This window comes from Candidatus Bipolaricaulota bacterium (genome assembly GCA_035528115.1).
Lineage (GTDB): Bacteria > Patescibacteriota > Patescibacteriia > UBA11705 > DATKZF01 > DATKZF01.
In genome coordinates, this window is the sequence record DATKZF010000003.1 from 189,722 (window position 1) to 211,614 (window position 21,893).

Consider the following 21,893-nt stretch of genomic DNA (forward strand, 5'->3'; position numbering starts at 1 on the left):
TGGTTAATCTCGTATAATCTGTAAACAAATCTGTAATCTCGTATATTCAATGTCCCGTCCATTTTACCAAAGAATCCCGATAGACTCAAATTAAAAAAACCGGCGCAAAACCCGGCCGATTTTTTGAAAATTAAAATTCATTTTAAGCCACCTCGGAAATTTCCATCTCCGGCGCCAAGTTATAACTGGCCGCGCTGACCGGGCCGGGCTTGCCTTCGAGCTGAAGCAACGCGGTGGGCGTGATATTCCTCACTTCCATCACCTTTCCTTCGGGCCCGACCACCAAGGAACCGACTTTGATGCCGGATTGTTCAATGCGCCACCAACCATCGTAAACATCTCTTTCCCCGCGTCGCCTGACGCCAAAGCCTTGGAGCGGTTTGTAATCTTGCTCTCTCATCGCTTCTTGATATCTCAAATATGCTTCTTTTTTCTTCCAATTTTCCAAAGTTAATTTAGCCTGACTTTGCAAATTAATGGCCGCGTCTTTGACCTGCTCTTTGATCTTTTCGATTCTATTATTGGTTTCCGCCAGCCAATCAGCCTTGACCTTTTCGGTGACCAATTCCAGATAACTTTCGGGCAATTCGGAAACGGTCAACTCATCAAAGTATCCCTCCAATGTTTTCGGTTGTTCAGCGCTGAATTTTTCCATAAATTTTATTTAAAACTAATATTAAACATTTTATCGGTCAATAAATTCCCGGAAAATTGAAGATCATTGCCGCTCGCGACCATGCCTTCGGAATATGACATCGCGGATTTGGAAAAGTTCAAATCAAGCTTCAACCCCGCCAAATCAAGTCCCGGCTGTTTTTGAACGACAAGATTATAAACGCCGCTATTTATTTGATTGCCAATCGTAGCCGGCAACTTATAAGTGATTTCCAGAGTTCTGGTTTCCTTGGGTTCGACAATGAAAAAATGCCCAAAAACTTGTTTGCCCAGTTCCTCAAAAATATCAACATCTTTTGATTCGACCAAATTCCCGTTTTCTCGATAACTGATCAACTGACTGCCTTTGGGAACATAAACCCTGTTGTAAGTGCGGTAGCGCGTGGTTTTCCATGAAAATTCGCCGGAATTGGCATAAACCATTTTTAATTTGGCGGTCAAACCGTTTTCGGTTTCTTTAACTTCATATTCCAAATTTCTGGACATGACCAAATCCGTTTTCAAAGCGGCCAAATTAGCGTCAACCACGGCCAGATAATCACCGTCGCTTCGATTGACTTCCGCCGTCCAGCCGAGATCGGTCATCCGAGTTTGCAACGATTTGTTTTTCGAATAAATCATCAAATGCTTTTCTTTGAAATTTTCGCTGATAATGCCATATAAACGAGACCACTGATTTTGCGGCAAGGTGAACAGCCGGTGTTGCAACTCCTTGGCCAAATCGCCGATAATGTCTTTTCTGCCCTCCGTGCTTATGCCTTGATGCAAATAACCTTTTTCAACTTGATATTGCAATTGATCCGTAAAATTATCAGCTGTGAAAGTAAATTCTCCCACTTCAATCGGTCCGACCAGCGACAGCAAATCTTCAATGAATGTTTGCGTCATGCCGATAACCCCGTTAATATTTTTCTCCGTACCGTTTTCCAGATGATAAAACCACTCCACTTTTTCCGCGGATGTCGGAAAATCATGCCACCAATTGGAATCTCGCATAAACCAAAATTCCTGCGACAGAAAAAGACCTATCGGCGCCGGCGGTTTTATTTTTAAATATTCCTTGGAAGGATAATCCAAATTATAAATATTGTCCGTAAACACGCTGATCAGCTCCGCGTCTTTGACTTTGACAATGCCGTATGTCCCGATAAATCCTCCGCCAGGCCGCAATTCATCATTATTTTCCAACAGCAACAAATAATTAGCTTGATCCGGATATCCGAGCAGCGGAGGCAAAACTTGTCCGTAAACGATGGCTTTTTGAGCCAGAGAGTCAAGCAATGGCAAATTATCGGAAATCGGCTGAGCCGCCTTGACGAGCAAAGGAAAAAGCGGCCTGGATTGAAATTCGTTCAGCTTTTGAGTGGATTGCGCCAAGTTGTCGCTGATTTTTTCGAGCTCCGGCCCGGCATTGACCAAGGTCATCAAAATCTCTCTTTTCTTTTCCGAAGATAAATTTTGCAGCGAAACATCGGTGGCTCCGGTGACATCAATGAATTTTTCGCCGAGCTTATTGATGTCTATCAGGGAATCGGAAATTTGTTCGCCTATTATCAACAAATCATTGACGCCCAAAAACTGTTGATTAACATATCCAATCTTGGTGTAAAAGCTGGTTAACATCGGCTCGATTTCCTGCCTGGCCGAAGAAAACCTTGATTTCGCTTCATTGAGCGGCTGCTCGGCCTCGTTGAACTTTTGATTCAATAAATAATTTTGAGCCAATTTCAAATTTTCCACGGCCGCGTGAGTATCCAAATAAACCGCTTTGATAACGCTCAAATACGGCAAAAACAAAAGTCCGATCGCCACCAAGGCGATTATGACTCCGGCCAAAGAAACGATCAGCGCCGTGGGCAAGACCCTAAAAACGGCGACAAAAAACTTGCCGATTCTGCCCGGAGTTTTCGAAACTTTTGGCTCCGGCATTTTCAGATGAACGGTCCGGGTTTCGAGCTTTTCCGTCTCAATGTCTTGCTTCGGATTGTCATCCGCGTAATTTTTGAAATGTTCGAGCATTTATTTTTGTTTTATGCTTCATGATTCATTTTTCATGATACGTGATCCATAACCTACATCTTAATATCCTTCTTCAGCTCATTCAAATTCCCTTTTCTAAATTTCCACATGTATTTTAACCAACTCTTGATATGTTCTCTCGTCAATTTATTGGTAAAAACCTGATGCCATTTGCCGTCGTTTGATTCGCGACGGTGCAAATGAATCACTTTGCTTTCCGGATAATAAATCACCTTTTTGCCGGCCAAATTAATTTTTCGGCAAAGATCCATGTCTTCGACATACATGAAATATTTTTCATCGAAACAGCCGATTTGCTCCAGCAAGTCTTTACGCATAATAAAACAAGATCCCTGCACCCAATCGACTTCCCTGATGGAATTATGATCCCAATCGTCCATTAAAAATTTTTTCAGATGCTTTTTGCCAAACGGCAACTTGCTCAAGAAAGTCCGTCGAAAAAGCGGCGTGGACCATTTGTGAAATTTATAGCAGGTGTGCTGAAGCGATCCGTTAGGATTGCACAATTTCGGCGCCACCAGTCCGACACCTTCGCCTTCTTTCTCCTTGATATAATTATACAATTTTTCAATGGAATTGTCTTCAACGAAGATATCGGGGTTCATGATAATAATGTATTTGCCGAACGCCGCCTTGATGCCCGCATTGTTGCCCGCGGCAAAACCCGAATTTTTGCCCGTTTGAATAAATCGAACTTGCGGATATTCTTCTTCGATCATGTCTTCAATGCCATCGCCGGAATCATTATCCACCACAATCACCTCGGTCTGTTCGGGCAAATTGCTGGCCAGTAAATCTTTCAAGGCGAAGCGCACCAAATTTTTGCTTTTGTAGGTTAGGATAATTATCGATAAATTCATATATTGCAGGTCAGTGAGTCGATGGGACGATAGGCGAGTAGTTTATTAGTCCCTATTTGCCTCCAATACTACAATCAAAAAAGACAATTTGGTCTTCTTCTCCCCTTCTTGAGATAACTGCAGCTCCTGCCCAAAGAAGGGAAAGCTTGATTATATTATTATTCCGTACTTTATCAGAAAATGTTTTTGTACTTCTTGCATACAAAATTAAAAATTCTTTTGCTAACTCAGAGAGATTCTCATTTCCACTTATCCATTTCTTAATAAAATTATCAATATTTTCTTGTTCATCCTCGGAAAAAGAATTTATTTCTTTAACCTCTTCCGGTTGCTCACCTCGCATTTTTTCTTTAAATACTAATTTCTTACCTAACTTGACCTTAAAATAAAATTTTCTTCCCAACTTATCAATTACATCCTCATTGCTAATTACTGAACCGATATCCCAATGCTTTTCAATCTCCGCGCTTTCCTCGCTAACATATTCAACTTTAGCTCCCATTCCCATACGGTCAAACCCTCCGGCACTATCCTCTATAACTAGATAAGGCAATTTATTTGGCGCTTCCATTTTTACTTGTATCCTAAATCTTTCTAAATCAATGGGATCGATTTTATATTGATCGAGCAAGGTATGCTTTTGGATAATACGCTTCATTATTAGTTGCTCTTTTATGCGTAACAACTGAATTTTCTCCCGAATTTCCGTTAACTTCTTATCACATTGTTCTTTTGTAACGTCTTTATCATTTTGAATAGATAATTCCTCCTCTCGCAATTGATTGCGAGGCATAGTAACTTCATTTTCAATTACTTCGGATATTTTATAATTGTCATCTAGGGCAATATTGTAATATTTATCTCCAACTCTAACTAATAAATCAGGGAAAACTGAACCTGAAATCCGTCCCTTTCTCCTCATATGAATTACCACCGCATACAGCATAAGATCAGAAACAGAATCTCCAATTTTAATTTTTCTACCCTCTTCTCTTACTTTTTCTATTGGAACAACAATTTGTCCCTGTGGGTATTTTTCTGATACAGGAACTTGTATAACATTATAAAGCCCTCTTGGAGTTATCAATGTACCATCAAAGCTACCTATACCCATTCTTCCGATCATTGATTTTTCTCCTAAAATAGTTTTACCTATGCCTTTTCTTTGTATATCGCCTTTACCGACTTTTCTTACCCACTCTCCTGTGACATCCTCGACCCCTAATACTCTTTGCTCTGACAGGCCATACACGCTTACCCTAGCCATGCCACCAACTGATTCCAAAAATTTTAACCATTCAATATCTTTTGTTTCCCTAGATGTAATATGTGGAGTAATTCCTGTATATTCTTTCGCCAGTTGGTGAATATCCTCATATGTCATGTCTTGCAAACCTTCTTGCGTTGAATAATCCGAAGGTTCTGACGCCCAGTATAACAAAGGAAAATCAAAACGTCTCTCTTTGAATAAATCTCCATATTTCTGAAATAAATTTGCTATTTGCGAATAAGGAATATGCTCTCTGACACCGGGTACTGCATCAAAACCGCAAAAAGCGCAGCTCTTTGAACAACCAAATGTTAATTGAATTGCTCCAACATTTTTCATTATTAATTCCAGCTCTTCAGGTAAAAATTTCTTTTCCAATTCGAGCGGTAAAGAATCGCTTTCTCCCGGATACATCTTTTTCTTTTTCTCAACAACCTGATCAACTAATTTGCGATGATCTTTTTCCAGCCATTTTTCCCAATAGCTTAACTGTGCAATTAAAGCATCATCTTCAATTGCTTTTTCCAGAAATGATTGCAGCTCTCCTCTTTCTTCAAGCTCAGTGAAATAATCAACCAGCTCTTTTGGCGACATTTCCAAAACCTGCTCTCGTGTTTTTTCCTTTTTCGGTTTTTCAATTGTTATCTTTGGAATCTCCGGCATATTTTTTTCTTACTTTTTCCATTTTCTTTTTATAATCATCAAGATCATCAAGCTCTTTTTTAAGCTCAATTCTCTGTTTTACTAACTTCCGAATATTTTTTACTCTCTTTTTCTTATCCATATTTATATTTGTAATATTTGTATACGATTTGTAAATTTGTAACCTTTAAACAAACCATTTTTCAATCTCCTTAGCATCATCCGTTTTCCTCTCCATAATCAGCTTTCTTTTTTCCAAAAACTTTTTTCTGTTTTTCATCGCTTCGGAAAATGCTTTCAAAGACGACTGTTCCGCGAATAAAATATATAAGAATTTTTGCAATTCGTAAAAAAATATCGACAAACCGAGCTTGGGAGCGTTCTTTAGCAAAACATACAAATGATTTCGGTATGAATAAAAAGTGCCGAAGCGCGATTTTGATTTTCTCGCCTTCATGATCAGCCTTCTGTTCATTTTTCCGGCCGGTCCCGAGACCGAACGATCATGATAACCGACGGCGGACGGCACTCTCCAGGCCTGCCAGCCTCGCCAGCGCAGACGATAAGCCAGATCAACGTCTTCTTTATAGCTGAAAAAATCTTCATCGAAATACTGACCGTTTTCCACCGCGTCATTGAGCGCTTCCCTTCGGAAAACCGGGGCCGCGCCGGACGCGCCGAAAACTTCTTTGACGCCGTCATACTGCCCCTGATCGACTTCGCCGCTGCCCAAATCCACCACTCGATGATTTTTATATATTTTCAAACCGAGCGTGTCAATATAATTGGTTTTTTGATTGTTTTGCCAGCGCAAAAGCTTGCCGCTCGCGGCGGCGGCTCGAGGATTTTTATCCATGAGAGCGACTATATTTTCCAAAAAGTCGGGTTCTAAAATGATATCTTGATTTAACACCAAAACATAATCGCTTTTTGACCAATGAATCGCCTGATTGTGCGCCTTGGCAAAGCCTTGATTTTCTTTGTGCCGCACGATTTTTAAATGCGGAAATTTTTCACCGATCAATTCAAGCGTGTCATCAGTGGAGCCGTTGTCGATAATCAACAAACTAAAATCTTTAAAAGTTTGTTCAAAAACCGACTTCAAACAAGCTTGAATGTATTTGGCTCCGTTCCAGGTGACTAAATTTATGGAAACTTTTGACATATTTTCATGTATCATGGATCTTGAATCATGGATCAAATTTAATTTATTCTCTCTATTGTACCCCAAAGCATGGCGCCAATCTCATCTGCTAACTTTACAACTTTTTCATATAAATCCAAATCTGTAATATTGTCATGAAATTTTATATTATTTTCCATAATTAATGATACATGACCGATCCGTGTTATATGATATATGTTCCATGACTTACTTTCTGGCCTTTGGAGTAACGAAAAAGCCCAAATATTTGCCGAGCATCAATCTCGTTTGCGATTCGGCGGCGGGGATCGAACCGAAAACGATGAAAGTGATCGGCACCAGCGCCCATTGGCAAAGCATAATAATATATTTGAATCGACTGTGTGTTTTGGGCCTTTGCGGCAATAAAAGCAAACTGAATATGGCGCTGATCACGATGCCGGCCGTGGCCAACGTCATCAGCCATTCCAAAACAAAAGGCGCGTTTTGCACCAAGACGCTGTTTGATTCGGGCTGATATTTCACCCACCACAATGGCAATCGTCCCAACAAGAAAATCAAAATCGGCGCGGTCACCCAAGAATACATGCCTTCGATCATATTAAACAAATATTTTATTTTCTTGCCCAGCGGAATCAATTTTTTCTTCTGGTGAAAGTTGGACACCATGTACGGGAAATGCTCGACGCCATACGCCCAGCGGCGTTGTTGTTTGTATAAATTTTTAAAATTGTCCCAATATTTATCGGCGAGCACCGTGTCCATGGACACCGGAATGTAAATCGGCGTCACCGTGTAATCACCGTTGTATTTCATGAAACATTGCAAAAATATTCTGGAATCATCGGTCACGATGTCGTGTTGCCAAAAATCCACGTCCACCAAGGCGCGCCAGCTCATACTGTGAGATGAAAAAGTAAACAGCCGCTCCGGCCTGGATAAATCGGTCAGCAACCAAAAAACCGTGCCGAAAGCGGTCACGCGCATGGCAGCCGGGGCGTCCCAGATATTATTGCTGTATAAAACGGCCGGCTGATATGAAGTTCTGGTCGGATTGGGATGAGTTAAATATTTGTACGCCAAACAGGCGAAAAATTTGGGATGAACCACGGTATCGCTGTCAAAATAAGAAACAATGATGTCATCGTACGGAATTTTCCATTCGTAATCGATCAATTCCTTGACTTGTCTGGCCGCATAAGCCGCATTGGCGCCTTTGGCCTTCATTTCTCCGGGCACATCGTCGGGATGCAAAGTTTTTACGAATTTGAAAAACTTATGTTTGTATTCTTTTTCGATTTTCTCGGAAACTTCTTCGAAATGTTTTTGAGCCCGCTCTTCGCCTGCCAAAACGACAATCATTTTATCGAGCGGATACGTGGAATTCACCAGACTTTCAAAAGTGGTTTTCAAAACCTCGTATGATTCATTATAAGTGGGCAAAAAAATCAAATGGTATATTTTCTGCCAATCCGGCACTTCTCTGACTTTGGCCGCCCAGTCTATTTTAGAGTCTCGATGAAATCTCCGCCAAGCGAAAGTGATGTGAAAAATAAAATAGCTGACGCGAAAAACCCAATACAAGTCGAAAACGATTATGAAATATATGGCCCAAATCGGTTTAACGAAAGACATGGCTATCGCTCCGATAAAAGTCGCCCAAATCAAAAAACCTGGAATCAATTCCAAAAATCTGTAATATTTGGTTTTGGGAGGATTAATGGCCATGTTTAATATTGTTACGAATTACAATCATCTTGTAGGCCGATTAATATATGTTACAAATTACATTCATCCATGGCTTTATGCTTGAGAATCTTGTAATTCGTAACAAATAACCTGAAAGCTAAATAGAATCTTGTAATTCGTAACAGATAACCTGAAAGTTTAACAGAACATTGTAATTCGTAACTTAAATTAACTCTTCTATCAAGGTAATAATTATACCCGAAAAAAACATGAAAATCAACCCCCAACCGAGAAACTTGAATCTCGGCAAAACATACTCCGGCTTTCTTTCTTTTGACTTTTTCGCCCGCCAATAGGTCAAAATCATGATGATGCCGGTCAGTCCCACAGCCACGCTGCCCACGATCGACAATGTTTTGATAAAAAAAGTATTGCCCAAAAGATAAATTACCATTGGCACTCCCGCCACCAAAAGCCATGAATAGGTTTTTTTCAAACGATAATCAAAATGGAAAAGTTGCCAGAGTGAAATGCCGATCGCCAAAAAACTGGTAAACATGGACACAACGGAAAATAAATTGGCCCAGACCAAAATCTTCGACCCCAAAGCCGCGCCCAGTCCGATCGTGGCCACTTCGGTCGCGTTGGTTCCGTTTAAGCCCAAAACCAAAAACGCGAATACTCCATACAAAACAATGGGCAAAACGCAAGCCATGACAATCGCGTTTTTCATCAATTTTTCTTTTCTTTCCAAAATTTTCCTGACCGAATAAACGGAATAAATACCGCCATAAGCGAAAAGCAACACTCCGTATGGCACATAAAATTTGCTCAGGTCGATTGGATTGAAATTTTCGTAATTGATATGCGGCCAAATAATAAAAGCGATCACCAGCACGGCCAAAATTAAAAACGCGGTCATGACCAGTTCCACTTTTTTAATGACATTCAATCCGATCCAAATCAAAAGCGATCCGATGACGGCCGCGGCCAAGCTGTACCAAAATGCTTCACCGCCGAAAATCGCCCGGCAGGCGATGCCTATGCCGATCATGTAAGCGGCCAAAGCTCCGAAATTGGCGAACAGCATGGAAAATCCTTCCAGCCGGCCGGCCCACTTGCCCACGTATTTTCTGGCATAGCCCATGAGCTGATGTCTTTGCTTGGTGCGCAAGATTATCTCGCCCATCATTAAGTTTATCAACAGCACGGCCAGACCCAGTAAAACCAGCATGGCCAGTCCGGGCCAAAAGCCGAACCTTGAAATGGCGTATGGAACGCCCAAAATCCCCGCGCCGACAATCGTGCCGACCAAAGTGGCTATGGCTTGCCAATAGGAATAGTTTATTTTCATAATTTCCTCTTTATTCTACCATATTTTCATAAAGCATGGAACATTTATACGCAGCAAAAAAATCAAAAAGCAATAGCCTCAAGCTACTGCTTTATGATTCATGATTCATGATTCATGTTCCATGATCAATTAACTTCTTTTATTTCCACGAAATTAACATTGCCGCTGGCGCCCACGGGCTCGCCGGCCACCAAAATGATTTTATCTCCCTTTTTCACCAATTTATCGCCCTTAATATCTGAAATCGTGCGAGCAACCAATTCTTCCACGCTCTTGCAGGTCGAAATCAAAAACGGCTGAACGCCCCAGGACAAAATCATTTGTCTTCTCACGCGCTCATCGTCGCAAGACACCAAAATAGGCAATTCCGGCCGATAACGGCTGACTATTCTGGCCGTAAAGCCGGACAATGACGCCACCACGATCGCTTTGGCGTCGATGTTGTCAACCAGCATTTTCGCCACTTTGCCGATCGCTTTGTCCGTCGATTCTATTTTTTTGACCTTATCTTTTAAAACCAAATCGTCATAAGTCGAATTCTCGGTGCGCTCCACGATTTTCGCCATGGTTTCCACGGTCTTAACCGGATAATCGCCCGTGGCCGTTTCGCCGGAAAGCATGACCGCGTCCGCGTGATCAATCACCGCGTTGGCCACGTCGCTGGTCTCCGCTCGAGTGGGCCGAGGATTTCTGATCATCGAATCAAGCATTTGAGTGGCCACAATCACCGGTTTGGCCGCATCCAAGCATTTATCGATTATTTCTTTTTGCTTGATCGGCACTTCTTCGGACGGGATTTCAACGCCCAGATCTCCGCGCGCCACCATCACCGCGTCGGTCGCGTCCAGTATTTCATCGAAATTTTTGACCGCGTCTTGGCGCTCGATTTTAACGATTATTTTAATCGGGCGTTTGTTTTTTATTTTCAATTTTTTCTCAATGTCTTTGATCAAGTAGCGCAAATCATGCACGTCGCCGGCCTCGCTGACAAAAGACAACGCCACGAAATCGACATTGTTTTGGATGCCGAATTCCAGATCTTCCTTGTCTTTATCGGTCAGAGCGGCGATGCTTAAAGCCACTCCGGGCAAATTAATGCCTTTGTCCGAAAACAATTTGCCGCCGTTTATCACTTTGCAATGAATGTCTTTATCAATGATTTTATGGACTTCAAAATCCAAAAGTCCGTCCACCATCATGATGTGATCGCCCACGGAAATGTCTTTGTGAAGCAAAGGATAATCGACCGGAATCAATTTACTCGAGCCTTGTTTTACTTTTTTCGTGGTAATGACGACCGTGGCATCGGTTTTAATATCCACGCCGCGCTTTGGCATGTTGCCCACTCTGATTTTCGGCCCTTGCAAATCCTGCATGATGGCGATCGTCTTATCCAAGCTTTTCGCCACTTTTCGAACGTTTGTCATCAATTTTTTATGATAGGCGTGCGTGCCGTGAGAAAAATTAAGCCGAGCCACGTTCATGCCGGCCTCGACCATTTGTTTTAAGGTTTCGATTTTATCCGACGCCGGACCGAGTGTACAGATTATTTTTGTTCTTCGCATATTGAGTTACAAGATGTACCAGATTTTTATACGAGATAGTACAGATTACAAAATTAGTTAATTATATGGCCACCGAACAACCAAAAAGCCAATAAGCTACAAGCTAGGTCATAATATTTTCCAAATGTTCAATTTTTGGAGGAAAGCACAGCTCCACGAAAACCAAATCTATCTGCGGATCGAATTTTTCAAATTCGGGATATTCGTCCAAAAATTTTTCAAAAACTCTCAACATCTTTTCTATTTTTTTGTCGCTGATATTTTCTTCGGGCGAAAATTCAGCGTCCGGCATTTTGCTTTTGACTTCGCACAAAACGATGCTGTTGTTTTCAACCGCGATCAAATCGATTTCTCCGCCCAATTTTTTGAAATTTCTGACAATTATTCGGCAACCTTTATTTTCCAAGAAACGCGCGGCAATATCCTCGCCGACTCTGCCTTTGGCCACCTGATTGGTCATAATTTATCTTTTCATCAAAATATTGGCAAAATGGTCATCGCCCAGAGGCATTTCTCTTATTACCTCGAATTTCGCGCGGGTCAACCATCTTTTCAAATAATCAGCCGCGACTCGCAGTTCCTGCGGCGGGCCGTAAGAACTGGCGTTTCTCTTCCAATCGACCAGCAAAAGCTTGCCGCCGGGTTTGATCAAAGACGCCAACATCGAAATCAATTTGTTCCTGTATTTGATTTGATACAACACATTGACCAAAAGCGCGATATCAACAGCCGACAAATTGCAATTCGACAAATTTTCCAAATCCAGCCGGCAAGCGTTGATTTGAGACAATTTAAGTTCCGCGCTTTTTCTGGAAATATTATCAATCGCCCGCGGATCAATATCCACGCAATGCACTTGACCGGACTTGCCCACCCTTTGAGCCAAAGGAAAAGTCCAATAGCCCTGATGACCGCAACCCAAATCCAAAACCGAATGCCCGGGGCTGACTTGAAGTTCTTCGAGCAATTCAGCCGGATTGTACGGATGATGATTGGTGAGAAAACTGTAAGGCATAACTATAAAAATTAAAACAAACGACCCAAAGTGGCGCCGAGCAACTTGTTTTGTAAATTAACGATAACCGTAAAGCCGATTAAAATCGCGATAATGCCGATTAATTTCAGCAAAAATCTGGTGCCACCCGCGCCGAAAAATTTCTCGCCGAGCGACATGCTGCCGACAGCGCGATATACCGCGTCCGTCTTCCAAGTAATCATAAAACCCGCGCCGGCGATTAAAAATCCGATAATGATTCTGCTTATCATGCGATGTGGTTATTTTTCACAATGCGTTTATTATATCAAAATTTCGCTTTACGGGCAAAGATTTATGAACAGCGCAAACAAAAAAATCCCCGCTAAAACGGGAATTACATTTATGGCCGTGCAAATGGTGGAACACCATGAGCGAAGTCGAGGGGGAGTCGAATGGTGCCGGGGACAGGATTTGAACCTGCACGAGCTTTCGCCCACTACCACCTCAAGGTAGCGTGTATACCAAATTTCACCACCCCGGCCTACGCTCTCACTATGTTCGAGCTCCGGCCGGTCTTCGACTCCGCCCTCGGCCGTGAGCTCGGGCCGAACGGAGGTCTGACGATCTAGTCGCTCAGACTCGAGGAGCAGCCGGCTGGCTCGACTTTCAAATTTGAACTATATATCAAAAAAAGACGAACGTCAATCCGCTATTTCAATCGAAAAAAATTATTCGATCGTAATGGCCGAAACAGGACAGCCGGCGGCGGCTTCTTTGATTTTGGCTTCATGCGCCGTAAAATCAACTCCGCCGATGATCTCGGATTTGCCTTCAGCGTTCAGCTGAAACACTTCCGGAGCCACGCCGACGCAAAAGCCGCAACCGATGCATTTTGTTTGATCAACTTTTGGAATCATATTATTACAAATGAGTAAAAAGGGTTGTCATCTCGACCGAAGTCGTCCGAAGCGTTAGCGAAGGATGACGAAGCGGAGAGATCTTTTCCTGTAATATTTATGGAAAAGATTTCTCCATTCCGTTCCCCCTCGACTCCCTGCCAGCCGACAGGCGCTCGGGGTCACTCCAGTCGAAATGACAAATTCCCTTCTTTGTTTCATTTTTCAGGACTCACGATTAAAACTTCCGATACCTGCCCACGATCAGCTTCAATTTTTTCTCGGCCACCTTCACTTTAATTGGCGTCTTCAAAACATACGAATTATCCAACTTTACGGGCAAATACTCGAAGCTTTTAATTTCCAATTCCTTTGAAGGCAAAATTGTTTTGCTGTATTTGAAATTATTCTTTTTGGATTTTAAAAAACCCGTAACGCGGTTGCCTTTTTCAATGGTGACGATGTCAACAAGTCCGTCTTGAGGATTTATTTTTTCTAAAATTCTATTATTGGCAATGTCTTCTTTCTTGTAACAAAAATTGAATATTTGCACTTTTTGACACGATGCTTGAGGAATAATACTGTACGTGTCTTTTTTAATGCCGATTCTCGACAAATTTTTTTCTATTTTAATATCCGAAAAGAAATAAACGTCATTGGCCAAACCGAGATCGATAACTTCCACTTTTCTCGCCGCCAAAATATCGCAGGCCAATTCCTGCGGCGGAATGCCCAAAGATTCGGCGATAAAATTATCTTCGCCGATCGGAATGATGCCCAAAGTCAAATTATGCTTGGCGACAATGTTTATCACTTTCAAAAAAGTTTTATCATTGCCGACCACCACCACGGTCTTAATGCCGTTTTTGACTTCATCTTCTATTAATTCATTAGCGCTTTTAAGCAATGACAGATGCCCGGGTTTTCCCTGAATTTCCAAATCCAGCAATCGAGTCCTGATTCGATCAATGATTTTCTCGTACTTAGCATCGCTTAAAAAAGAGTCGTACAAATAATAATACATATTCCGCTCTTTTTTAATTGAAGACTAAAAATCCACTTCTTCGTCCTTTACCGATTTATCCTCTTTTTTTTCTTTGTCATTATTAGTCGCCGGCATGGAAACGGCCACGCCTTCCCCCATTTCCACTTTTCCGTTAATGGTGGCGCCTTCTTCGACTTTTAACACTTTTGTCTTTATGTCTCCGTTCACTCTGGCGGTGTTCTTCAATTCGGTCCTGCCGTTAATCGTCAAATTACCATTGATTTCCCCGGCCACCACGGTTTCGCCCGCGACGATCTCAGCATCTACTCGCGCGTTTTGACCTACGGTCAAATGCTTTTCAGTCTTTACGGAACCCACTACCTGGCCTTCGACAATGATATTGCCCTGACTGGATAAATCACCTTCGATTTTAATCGAAGCGCCGATGACCGTGTCGCCCTCCTGAGGTTGATACTTGTTGTCGTCATCATGGTCTTTAAACATATAATTTCAATTATTAGATCCCTCCTGATAATAAAATAAGCATCTTTATCTTAATATACCGAAGCAAAGTCGTCAATCCTCAATATTTACGTCACTTATTTCAGGCAAAGTAGGTTGATACTCATCCAAGCCTCCCAGCTGAGCCAAAGCTGACTGAACCGCCTCATTGCCGGGATCATACTCCAATATTTTTTTCAAATTATTTTTTGCTTTGGCGATTTGACCTTGATCGTAATAGATTTTGGCCAATGTGAAATAGCCGTCGGAAAACGTCGGCGCCAAAGAAACCGCTTGTTCGATTTTTTCAACGGCTTTTTCCGAAAAATTCGAATTCGCGTACATGACGCCCAAATAATATTTAACTCCCGCGTCGCTCGGCGCTTGTTTTTCAACATTTTCCATAAGCGTGATCGCCGACTCGACATTACCCAAATGAAATTCCGTCATAGACAGCGTAAAATATGTGGGCAAGTAGTTTTTCTTCAATTCTATGGCTCTCAAGCACTCATTTTTCGCCTGCCCCAACAAATCAGCCGCCTGCGTTTCCAAATTGGCTATGTTTTCGTCGTCTTTCTCAAGGTTATCTTTGGCGATATTTATGTCCGAAGCCAATCTCACTCGAGCGTCGGCCGCGCGATTCAAAATTAACACGTTATTGGAATTTGTCCGCAAGGCTTTGTCCAAGCTGGAAATCAGCCATTGCGATGAATTTGATGTCCAGCCGTCGAGCGACGAAAAAAGATCCGCTAAAGTCGTGTGGTTAAAAAAATTGTTCGGATTATTTTCAACGGCCGCCAAAGCCGAGACATTGGCCGATCTGATCAATTTCTCCACGGCCGCCTGATATTCAGCTTCCTTGCCCTCTTTGGGCTGATATTGCTTCAAATTATTTAAACTGCGAACGTAAAACATGGCCAGCTGACGCTGGTAATTATCGTTTTTCTTGTCCCATTTGACCGCGTATGTCAGCCATTTTTCCACAAAGGATTGCATCTGAACGTTGGAAGAGTTTTTTATGGCCAAAAAATACGCGCTGGCAGACAGAAGTCTTTTCGTAGAATAATACAGCCCGCCCACGGAAGCGACCATTAAAATCGGAGCCAAAACCCAAATTGCCATTTTCAGCCGGCTCGGCCTGATTCTATTTCTCTTTGTTTTTTCATCAAGCAATGAAATGACGATTCCGGCCAAAACCAACCAGCCGAAAAGCTCAACCATTAAATCGTTCATGTAAAAGAATCCGCCGATCGCGAACGCCAGCCAAGCGGCGGACAGCCCTATAAAATATTCGCTCTGTCCCGGCCGGAGCATTCGGCCGCATATTTTCACCGCGAAATAAATAATGAACAGCAAATACGCCATGGCCAAAACAAGACCGCCCACAGCCAAATAATCCGAGAATTTAGTGGCTGAAAAATAAAAAGTTTCATTCCAAAAAGCTGTTTGATTGACGCTGTCCGGCCTAAATAAATTATAGGCGATGGAATAATTATTTACTCCAATGCCGGTCAATGGCGCGGAAAAAAACGCTTCTTTGGCCACATGAAAGGAAGTTTTAACTGACGGCAATGGCTCGGCCGCGAATGAAGAAACGGAATTGAGGCGGCCGAAGATCAAACCGCCGATTGAAATAAGCGCGAGCAACGCCGGTAAAACCAAAAATTTGTAATTTAATTTCTTTTTTTTAAGGCTATAAAAAGCTATAAAAACAAAAACCGCTCCCAATAAAATCCCCCAGTCCTTCCGACCTCCGACCATCGCCAAAGCGATTAAATTGATTAAAGATATTACGGCCGCTGACATGGCGAGACACAAATCCTTTTTATTTTTCAGGAAATCCGCGAATAACCCCAAACAAACCATTAAACTCATTATGGCTATAAGCCCGGTCGCCGCGTTATGCCCCAGTAAATTCACGGGCAGCCAAGCCGCTTTTATCAGTCCGGCGCCGGACAAAACCAACAGCGATTCCGCGACGGCCGCGAGCGACGACAACATCAACATCAATTTTTGATGCTGCCCTTTTCTAAAATAATTTATCAATACGAAAAAAATAATTAAAAATGCGGCGAGTGTCATGACGCTACCCGTCCAAGTCTCAACGCCCCAAAAACTGCCATAGCGATATTTGGAAAACAAAGCTGAAACCAGCGTGGCCAAAAATAAAAGAGCTGGAGCAATATAAATTACCTTGTCGCTCCTAAAATCATGTTTTCCTTTAAGCAAAAGCCAACCACACCAAAAAAACAACAATAGAAGCGCCAACCCTATGATATAAAACTGTTTGCTTTGTGAAACGAAAGAATGATTCGGCAAAAAAAACAAAACAGCAAACGGTATTAAAAAAATGAAAAGCCGCGTAAAATTCTCAAAAAGATCCAACAAAACTTCTTTTATTTTCATAGATGACACAGAAAGCAGTTTTGGAAAAAACTGCTTTTATCAATATAAATAAAGATTCAATCATTCTCCCGTATCGCTTGATTCGCCTCCATCACCTGCCGGAGCGGGCGCCTCGCTCGCAGCCGGAGCGATCGTTTCGCTTGCCGCCGCTTCGGAAGAATCGCTCACACCGCCGGAACCGAGATCGGCATCTCCGGCCTCGCCGCCATCGAATACTCCAACCGCGCTATCGCCTTCCGGCGCCGTTTGCTCGCTTGCTGACGCTTCATCAATGACAGCTCCCGCGTCATCAGGGGCGTCGACTCCTTCCTCATTCGGCAATGACGGATCAGGGGCTTCGCCGACTTCATCAAGGACGCTATCCGGTTCCGTTCCATTTTCAATATCCGCTGATTGCTCCGCTGCGGGTTCCGTTTCCGGCAATGATTCCGGCGCTCCCGGCGCGATAATAATATTGTCAATTGGATCAGTCGTCGGAGACGCGAATCCGCTTCTCGGCGCCACAATCATCCAGTCAAATGAAACATCGGAAGTCCCGCCGCCCAATTCCCTGACGACAAAACCGACATTTTTCTTTTCCACCACGAAAAGTCCTTGGCAAGGTCCGGTCGGCGTGATTAAAACATTATAATCATCGCTTATTAATTTATCTATATTATTATCAAAAAGCACTTGTTTTACCCCTCCTTGCAATTTATCCCGGCCTGACATGGTGATTTCTTTTTTCACGCTCATCAGCGCGTACAGATCCATTTGTCCTCCGTCGAATTTTTCATGAACCGTGAATACGCCGTTTTCATCAATCAGCCAATTATTGTTATAGCCGTATAATTTTCCTTGAATATGCAAATCATTGGTCAAAGAAATATTGGTATCGATTTTGGAAAAATTCCCGCCTTCGACGTTCTCCAAACCGAATGTGACGGAAGTTGATACCGCGCCTTCGGCGTTATGATACCAACCTATATTTTGGAACACCATAATTTGCCCGCACTCACCGGAGGATTCTCCGGCAAACGCCTCCAGCGCTTGGCCAACCACCATACCCGGATCAGTGGCTTTCATGCCATAGCCCGCCTTAGACGAAGTGGTGATAAAATCGCCGATCTCAATCGAACCGTTCTCGCCGCAAACATTGGTCGGAATTCTACCGGCCAAAACCAGCGGGTATCCGTATTTTTCGCTAATGCCGCCGCTGATGGTCATACTCGGTTTAGTGGCCACAATACCGATAATTCTTTTATCATATGGCAAATCGGTCAAAATGGCTTTTTCAGGATGAGCCGAATCGGCAATCAAGATCGCTCCGGACAAATCCGTTTTCCTAAAACCATCCTCATTGATGAAATTAACCTTTTTATCCTGACCATTTTCGGTAACAATAATGTATTCGGCGATATCAGTATGTCCGCCGTCAAAGAAAGCCAGTCCGTCAACCTCCAAATCATCCTCGATAAACAAATCGCTGGCCGAATCGATGGAAGCGTGATTGGCCGAGCCCGTGCCAATGGTATTATAATCCGGAGAAGCCGTGTCGCCGACGCTTAGCTTGCTCATAAAGACACCTTCGTCGCTATAAAAAAATCCGGCCCAACCGGTGGACGCAATTCCGGACACCGCTCTGCCGGCTGAGGCATGAAATTCTCCGCCCGCGGAATTGATATCGGAAGAGTCATTCGACGCGTAAATTCCATAAGTCACGCCACTGACTCCGGTGGTAATGGCGCTCAGCGCTCCGTAACCGTTGTTAGTGTCGGAATGATTTAACGTCACTTCGAACGCCGGAGAAGTGGTGTAAGCAGGCACATTAACTCTGCCTCCCAGCTCAATCGTATCGTTGGCTGCGTTTTTTATATATTCACCATCGGATAAACGGATATCATAACTGGTGAAACTAGCGCTATCCATATCCAAACCGAATTGGGCGGCATTGTTCAAAACGATAAAACTGTCTAGATTGCCGGACACGCTATTGATCCTAATTCCCTCCGAGTCCCCGGTGGGATTAGATGAATTATTAATATCCAATTTTATTCCATAGGAATTCTGAGCGACTGCTTGGTTTTTCAACGTAATATCAAGGCCGGTCATTGTTCCCGTCGTGGCCGCCGTGGTGTCATGGGTCATATCCAAATAATAACCAGTAAAATCAGTGAAATCGGCGGAATTGGAAAAAGTCGTGTAATCGCCATAACCGTCAGAGGCAGTAGCGCCCACACTCAAGGTTCTTTGCGAACCGTACAATAGGCCCGTGCCGGTCCGAGAAAGAATTTGATGAGTACCCCAAAGATCTCCGGTTCCGCTATGAGTCAACGCTTCATATAGACCTTTCATATCACCCGCGCCGTTATGAGACGTATTGCCGTAAAAAAGATTGCTAACTCCCGCGTTTGTTTTCGTGCCCGTGGCGGAGAATGAATAAACGTCCGACGTGGCCGCGGCATCAGTCGAAATATTGGCCTCAAACAATCTGGTCAGCGAATAGTCGCCGGCTCCGGTGGTCAAAGCGGTTTTAACTCCGTAAAGAGCCGAGCCTCCGGATGTTCCCGAACTGTCCATATTGACCAACAAAGCGTTGGAATTATTGGTATTGCTTTTGTAATCAACTTGCAAAGCGCCGGCCGCCGAGCCGGTATGGAGAGTCGTGGCCGCGTCGATTGACACTTTATTAGCCGCTCCCAAGACAAACGTGGCGTCTCCGGTCGCGCTCAAGCCGCTATTGATGTGCGCCGTGTTCACGTAAATATCAGACCAGGCAGATGTTGCGGAACCAATGGTACCCGTGCCGGTAATCGTACCGTTTACCGACAATTGATCGTTAACATAAACATATGAATCTCCTGTAGCCACCAAAGTTAAATTGCTGTTAGTATCGAAAATCTGACTGTCCGTTAAATACAATCCGCCCAAATACATGCCCGCGGCATAAAGATTTCTGGAAAAAATTCCATCTTGCCATTTTTGGTTATATAATGCGCCTCCGAGATCATAGGTGTCGCCGGTCGCCGGCAACAAACTGGCGCTAAACGAAAGTTTGTTGGAACCCAAATCAATCAACTGCGTTCCTTCGCTCAATATAATGTCCGCGGTGGCGATCGTCGCGCCGCTCAGATCCATGCCAATGCCGAGCGAAGTAAGTATTTTTATGCCGTAATCCGCGGTACCCGCGCCATTTAAATAAATAATTTGCCCCAGACTTGCCTGGTTTTCCACGTTAAGACCGTTTGAGCTAGGTTGCGTACCGGCCGCGTTTACCACTATTTGCGCGCCATCAAAAGAATTTACCGAACCGCCTGCATTATTGGTGGCGCTCACGTATAAACCTTTAAAATTGCCATCCGCGGACGCGGAGTTATTGGTAACCGCTATATAATTGCCGTATATATTACCGACCATTCCCGCATTGGCTGTCACCGATGAATTTTCGCCGTAAAGATTGCCGATTAACGCTCCCGAAATCATATTCCTATCACCGTAAGCGCTGCCTATGCCATTATGTGCAACCGAATTTGAAACCGCGTAAACATTGCCGGTGGCCGTGCTCTGGATGCCGTTTGTAAGACCGGTGGCGTCGCCAGCCACGCTCTTGGTAATGCCGGACGAAAAAGATGTCGCCCCGCCCGTTGAAGAACTTCCGATTTGAGAATAATAACCGGTTGACGTTGACGTTCCTTGAACAGTGGAACCGTACATGGTATCGGCATAAAACATATAGCCGAACAGATTGGCTTTAAAATCTCCGGCCGCCAGAGCTTCATCGCTGGCCACATTGGAAAAGTACCCCACTCGATACGCGTTAGCGTTGTCGCCGGAATTAGGCACCAAGTGAGACGAATAATTAAAAGGGAATTGAAAAGCGCCCATGCCCGCCGATGACTTTAGCTTAACATCGACTCCGGTGACGAAATTCGTGTCGCTGGTCACATCAATATTTAAAACTCCATCCGTGCCCGTGTGAGTCGTGCTGGACGCGTCCAGCCATAATGACTCTGTGGCCGCCTGAACTTGTTTGATCGAGCCTCCCTGAAAAACCCAACTGTCCTGACTCGCATAACTTATATTTCCGCTGGTGGTTCCGTCATCGGCATACATGGTCAATTGCGCGTCGCCGGATGCCGAAGTGGTTCCTAAATTGAATCTCGAAGTACCGTCCTGAGCAATACCAATCAGCGTATGGCCATTGACATCGTTTGAAGCGTTAACATACAAAGAACCTTGATTCAAGGCCGCGCCGGTCGTGCCAGTGCCGATTGTCCAAAGACCGGTGATACTTTCATTCTCATCCAAATCCGCAAACTCGGTTTCTTGTTTACCGCCCAACCTATCTGAGTTGAGCGCGTACAACGCGCCCGTGACTCTTTTTCTCGGCGTCATTTCCGAGTCTCCCGTCACCTGAACTCCCAGGTAATAATCAGCGCCGTTGTAATTGGAAAAATTGGTGTCGGAAAAAACGTCGTCCGCTCCCAGATTGACCGAGAATAAACCGCTCACTGTAGTGACGGAAACGCTCGACTCCCACAAACAGGAGTTAACCCCAGGATTGCAGACAGCCAGCGGGTCATCGGAAACGTGATTATAAACTCTAAATCTGATCGTGTAAGCGCCGTCAGCGACCGCGTCTCCGGCCGCGTCAGTCAATTTACCTTGATAATTTATGTACTTTGTAACCGCGGCATCAGTTCCGGAAATATTGAAGACAAAAACAAACATCGCGCCAATAATTATAAAAGCGCTGAAAATCCAATTTTTAAAATTAATTTTATTTACCCTCACAAAAACTTAACTTATTCCACTATATTTTAACACAAAACACCTCCATGCCTTAATAAGTTATCAACATTATTATAATATCGCGAAACAATCAACGACAGGGAATCCCCTTTTCTTTTT

Annotated in this window: 17 protein-coding genes and 1 tRNA gene; all 18 read right to left on the minus strand. The window is 43.5% G+C overall.

Going from position 1 to position 21,893, the window contains the following annotated elements; translation table 11 throughout:
* Positions 1-142 precede the first annotated feature (142 nt).
* Complete coding sequence (locus VMX18_02900) at positions 143-655, minus strand: hypothetical protein (GenBank protein HUT22332.1); 513 nt, start codon at positions 653-655, stop codon at positions 143-145.
* 5 nt (positions 656-660) lie between these two features.
* On the minus strand, positions 661-2,694 hold the full coding sequence (locus VMX18_02905) for a DUF4012 domain-containing protein (GenBank protein ID HUT22333.1): 2,034 nt from the start codon (positions 2,692-2,694) through the stop codon (positions 661-663).
* Positions 2,695-2,747: 53 nt separating this feature from the next.
* A complete protein-coding gene (locus VMX18_02910; GenBank protein HUT22334.1) occupies positions 2,748-3,575 on the minus strand; it encodes a glycosyltransferase family 2 protein in 828 nt (275 codons plus the stop codon).
* A 52-nt stretch (positions 3,576-3,627) separates the two neighbouring features.
* Positions 3,628-5,508: a hypothetical protein gene (locus VMX18_02915; protein ID HUT22335.1), complete on the minus strand. Its 1,881-nt coding sequence runs from the start codon at positions 5,506-5,508 to the stop codon at positions 3,628-3,630.
* Positions 5,480-5,629, minus strand: a complete 150-nt coding sequence (locus tag VMX18_02920; protein ID HUT22336.1) for a hypothetical protein — start codon at positions 5,627-5,629, stop codon at positions 5,480-5,482. Before VMX18_02920 ends, VMX18_02915 begins: the two co-directional genes overlap by 29 nt.
* A 45-nt stretch (positions 5,630-5,674) precedes the next feature.
* Positions 5,675-6,652 (minus strand): glycosyltransferase family 2 protein, encoded by a 978-nt coding sequence (locus tag VMX18_02925; GenBank protein ID HUT22337.1) that lies wholly within the window; start codon positions 6,650-6,652, stop codon positions 5,675-5,677.
* A gap of 207 nt (positions 6,653-6,859) precedes the next feature.
* Positions 6,860-8,359, minus strand: a complete 1,500-nt coding sequence (locus VMX18_02930; GenBank protein HUT22338.1) for a glycosyltransferase family 2 protein — start codon at positions 8,357-8,359, stop codon at positions 6,860-6,862.
* A gap of 184 nt (positions 8,360-8,543) precedes the next feature.
* Positions 8,544-9,674: an aromatic amino acid transport family protein gene (locus VMX18_02935; GenBank protein HUT22339.1), complete on the minus strand. Its 1,131-nt coding sequence runs from the start codon at positions 9,672-9,674 to the stop codon at positions 8,544-8,546.
* Positions 9,675-9,799: 125 nt separating this feature from the next.
* On the minus strand, positions 9,800-11,239 hold the full coding sequence (gene pyk, locus VMX18_02940; GenBank protein ID HUT22340.1) for a pyruvate kinase: 1,440 nt from the start codon (positions 11,237-11,239) through the stop codon (positions 9,800-9,802).
* Between the two features lie 103 nt (positions 11,240-11,342).
* A complete protein-coding gene (locus VMX18_02945) occupies positions 11,343-11,699 on the minus strand; it encodes a YraN family protein (protein ID HUT22341.1) in 357 nt (118 codons plus the stop codon).
* A 3-nt stretch (positions 11,700-11,702) separates the two neighbouring features.
* Positions 11,703-12,254, minus strand: a complete 552-nt coding sequence (locus VMX18_02950; protein HUT22342.1) for a class I SAM-dependent methyltransferase — start codon at positions 12,252-12,254, stop codon at positions 11,703-11,705.
* Between the two features lie 11 nt (positions 12,255-12,265).
* Positions 12,266-12,505 carry a hypothetical protein gene (locus VMX18_02955; protein HUT22343.1) on the minus strand — a complete coding sequence of 80 codons (240 nt, stop codon included), beginning with the start codon at positions 12,503-12,505 and terminating at the stop codon, positions 12,266-12,268.
* Positions 12,506-12,668: 163 nt separating this feature from the next.
* Positions 12,669-12,756: transfer RNA gene (locus VMX18_02960), tRNA-Leu, on the minus strand.
* 187 nt (positions 12,757-12,943) lie between these two features.
* Entirely contained in the window at positions 12,944-13,132 is a 189-nt protein-coding gene (locus VMX18_02965) for a ferredoxin (GenBank protein ID HUT22344.1), read from the minus strand.
* 217 nt (positions 13,133-13,349) lie between these two features.
* Positions 13,350-14,135: a diacylglycerol kinase family protein gene (locus VMX18_02970; GenBank protein ID HUT22345.1), complete on the minus strand. Its 786-nt coding sequence runs from the start codon at positions 14,133-14,135 to the stop codon at positions 13,350-13,352.
* A gap of 24 nt (positions 14,136-14,159) precedes the next feature.
* Positions 14,160-14,600 (minus strand): polymer-forming cytoskeletal protein, encoded by a 441-nt coding sequence (locus VMX18_02975; GenBank protein ID HUT22346.1) that lies wholly within the window; start codon positions 14,598-14,600, stop codon positions 14,160-14,162.
* Between the two features lie 72 nt (positions 14,601-14,672).
* A complete protein-coding gene (locus VMX18_02980; GenBank protein ID HUT22347.1) occupies positions 14,673-17,003 on the minus strand; it encodes a tetratricopeptide repeat protein in 2,331 nt (776 codons plus the stop codon).
* Between the two features lie 60 nt (positions 17,004-17,063).
* Complete coding sequence (locus VMX18_02985; protein HUT22348.1) at positions 17,064-21,776, minus strand: hypothetical protein; 4,713 nt, start codon at positions 21,774-21,776, stop codon at positions 17,064-17,066.
* Between the last annotated feature and the right edge of the window lie 117 nt (positions 21,777-21,893).

Bases quoted from the DNA above. Each gene is read 5' to 3' on its own strand.
- VMX18_02900 (HUT22332.1), bottom strand. From the start codon at position 655: ATGGAAAAATTCAGCGCTGAACAACCGAAAACATTGGAGGGATACTTT.
- VMX18_02905 (HUT22333.1), bottom strand. From the start codon at position 2,694: ATGCTCGAACATTTCAAAAATTACGCGGATGACAATCCGAAGCAAGAC.
- VMX18_02910 (HUT22334.1), bottom strand. From the start codon at position 3,575: ATGAATTTATCGATAATTATCCTAACCTACAAAAGCAAAAATTTGGTG.
- VMX18_02915 (HUT22335.1), bottom strand. From the start codon at position 5,508: ATGCCGGAGATTCCAAAGATAACAATTGAAAAACCGAAAAAGGAAAAA.
- VMX18_02920 (HUT22336.1), bottom strand. From the start codon at position 5,629: ATGGATAAGAAAAAGAGAGTAAAAAATATTCGGAAGTTAGTAAAACAG.
- VMX18_02925 (HUT22337.1), bottom strand. From the start codon at position 6,652: ATGTCAAAAGTTTCCATAAATTTAGTCACCTGGAACGGAGCCAAATAC.
- VMX18_02930 (HUT22338.1), bottom strand. From the start codon at position 8,359: ATGGCCATTAATCCTCCCAAAACCAAATATTACAGATTTTTGGAATTG.
- VMX18_02935 (HUT22339.1), bottom strand. From the start codon at position 9,674: ATGAAAATAAACTATTCCTATTGGCAAGCCATAGCCACTTTGGTCGGC.
- pyk (HUT22340.1), bottom strand. From the start codon at position 11,239: ATGCGAAGAACAAAAATAATCTGTACACTCGGTCCGGCGTCGGATAAA.
- VMX18_02945 (HUT22341.1), bottom strand. From the start codon at position 11,699: ATGACCAATCAGGTGGCCAAAGGCAGAGTCGGCGAGGATATTGCCGCG.
- VMX18_02950 (HUT22342.1), bottom strand. From the start codon at position 12,254: ATGCCTTACAGTTTTCTCACCAATCATCATCCGTACAATCCGGCTGAA.
- VMX18_02955 (HUT22343.1), bottom strand. From the start codon at position 12,505: ATGATAAGCAGAATCATTATCGGATTTTTAATCGCCGGCGCGGGTTTT.
- VMX18_02965 (HUT22344.1), bottom strand. From the start codon at position 13,132: ATGATTCCAAAAGTTGATCAAACAAAATGCATCGGTTGCGGCTTTTGC.
- VMX18_02970 (HUT22345.1), bottom strand. From the start codon at position 14,135: ATGTATTATTATTTGTACGACTCTTTTTTAAGCGATGCTAAGTACGAG.
- VMX18_02975 (HUT22346.1), bottom strand. From the start codon at position 14,600: ATGTTTAAAGACCATGATGACGACAACAAGTATCAACCTCAGGAGGGC.
- VMX18_02980 (HUT22347.1), bottom strand. From the start codon at position 17,003: ATGAAAATAAAAGAAGTTTTGTTGGATCTTTTTGAGAATTTTACGCGG.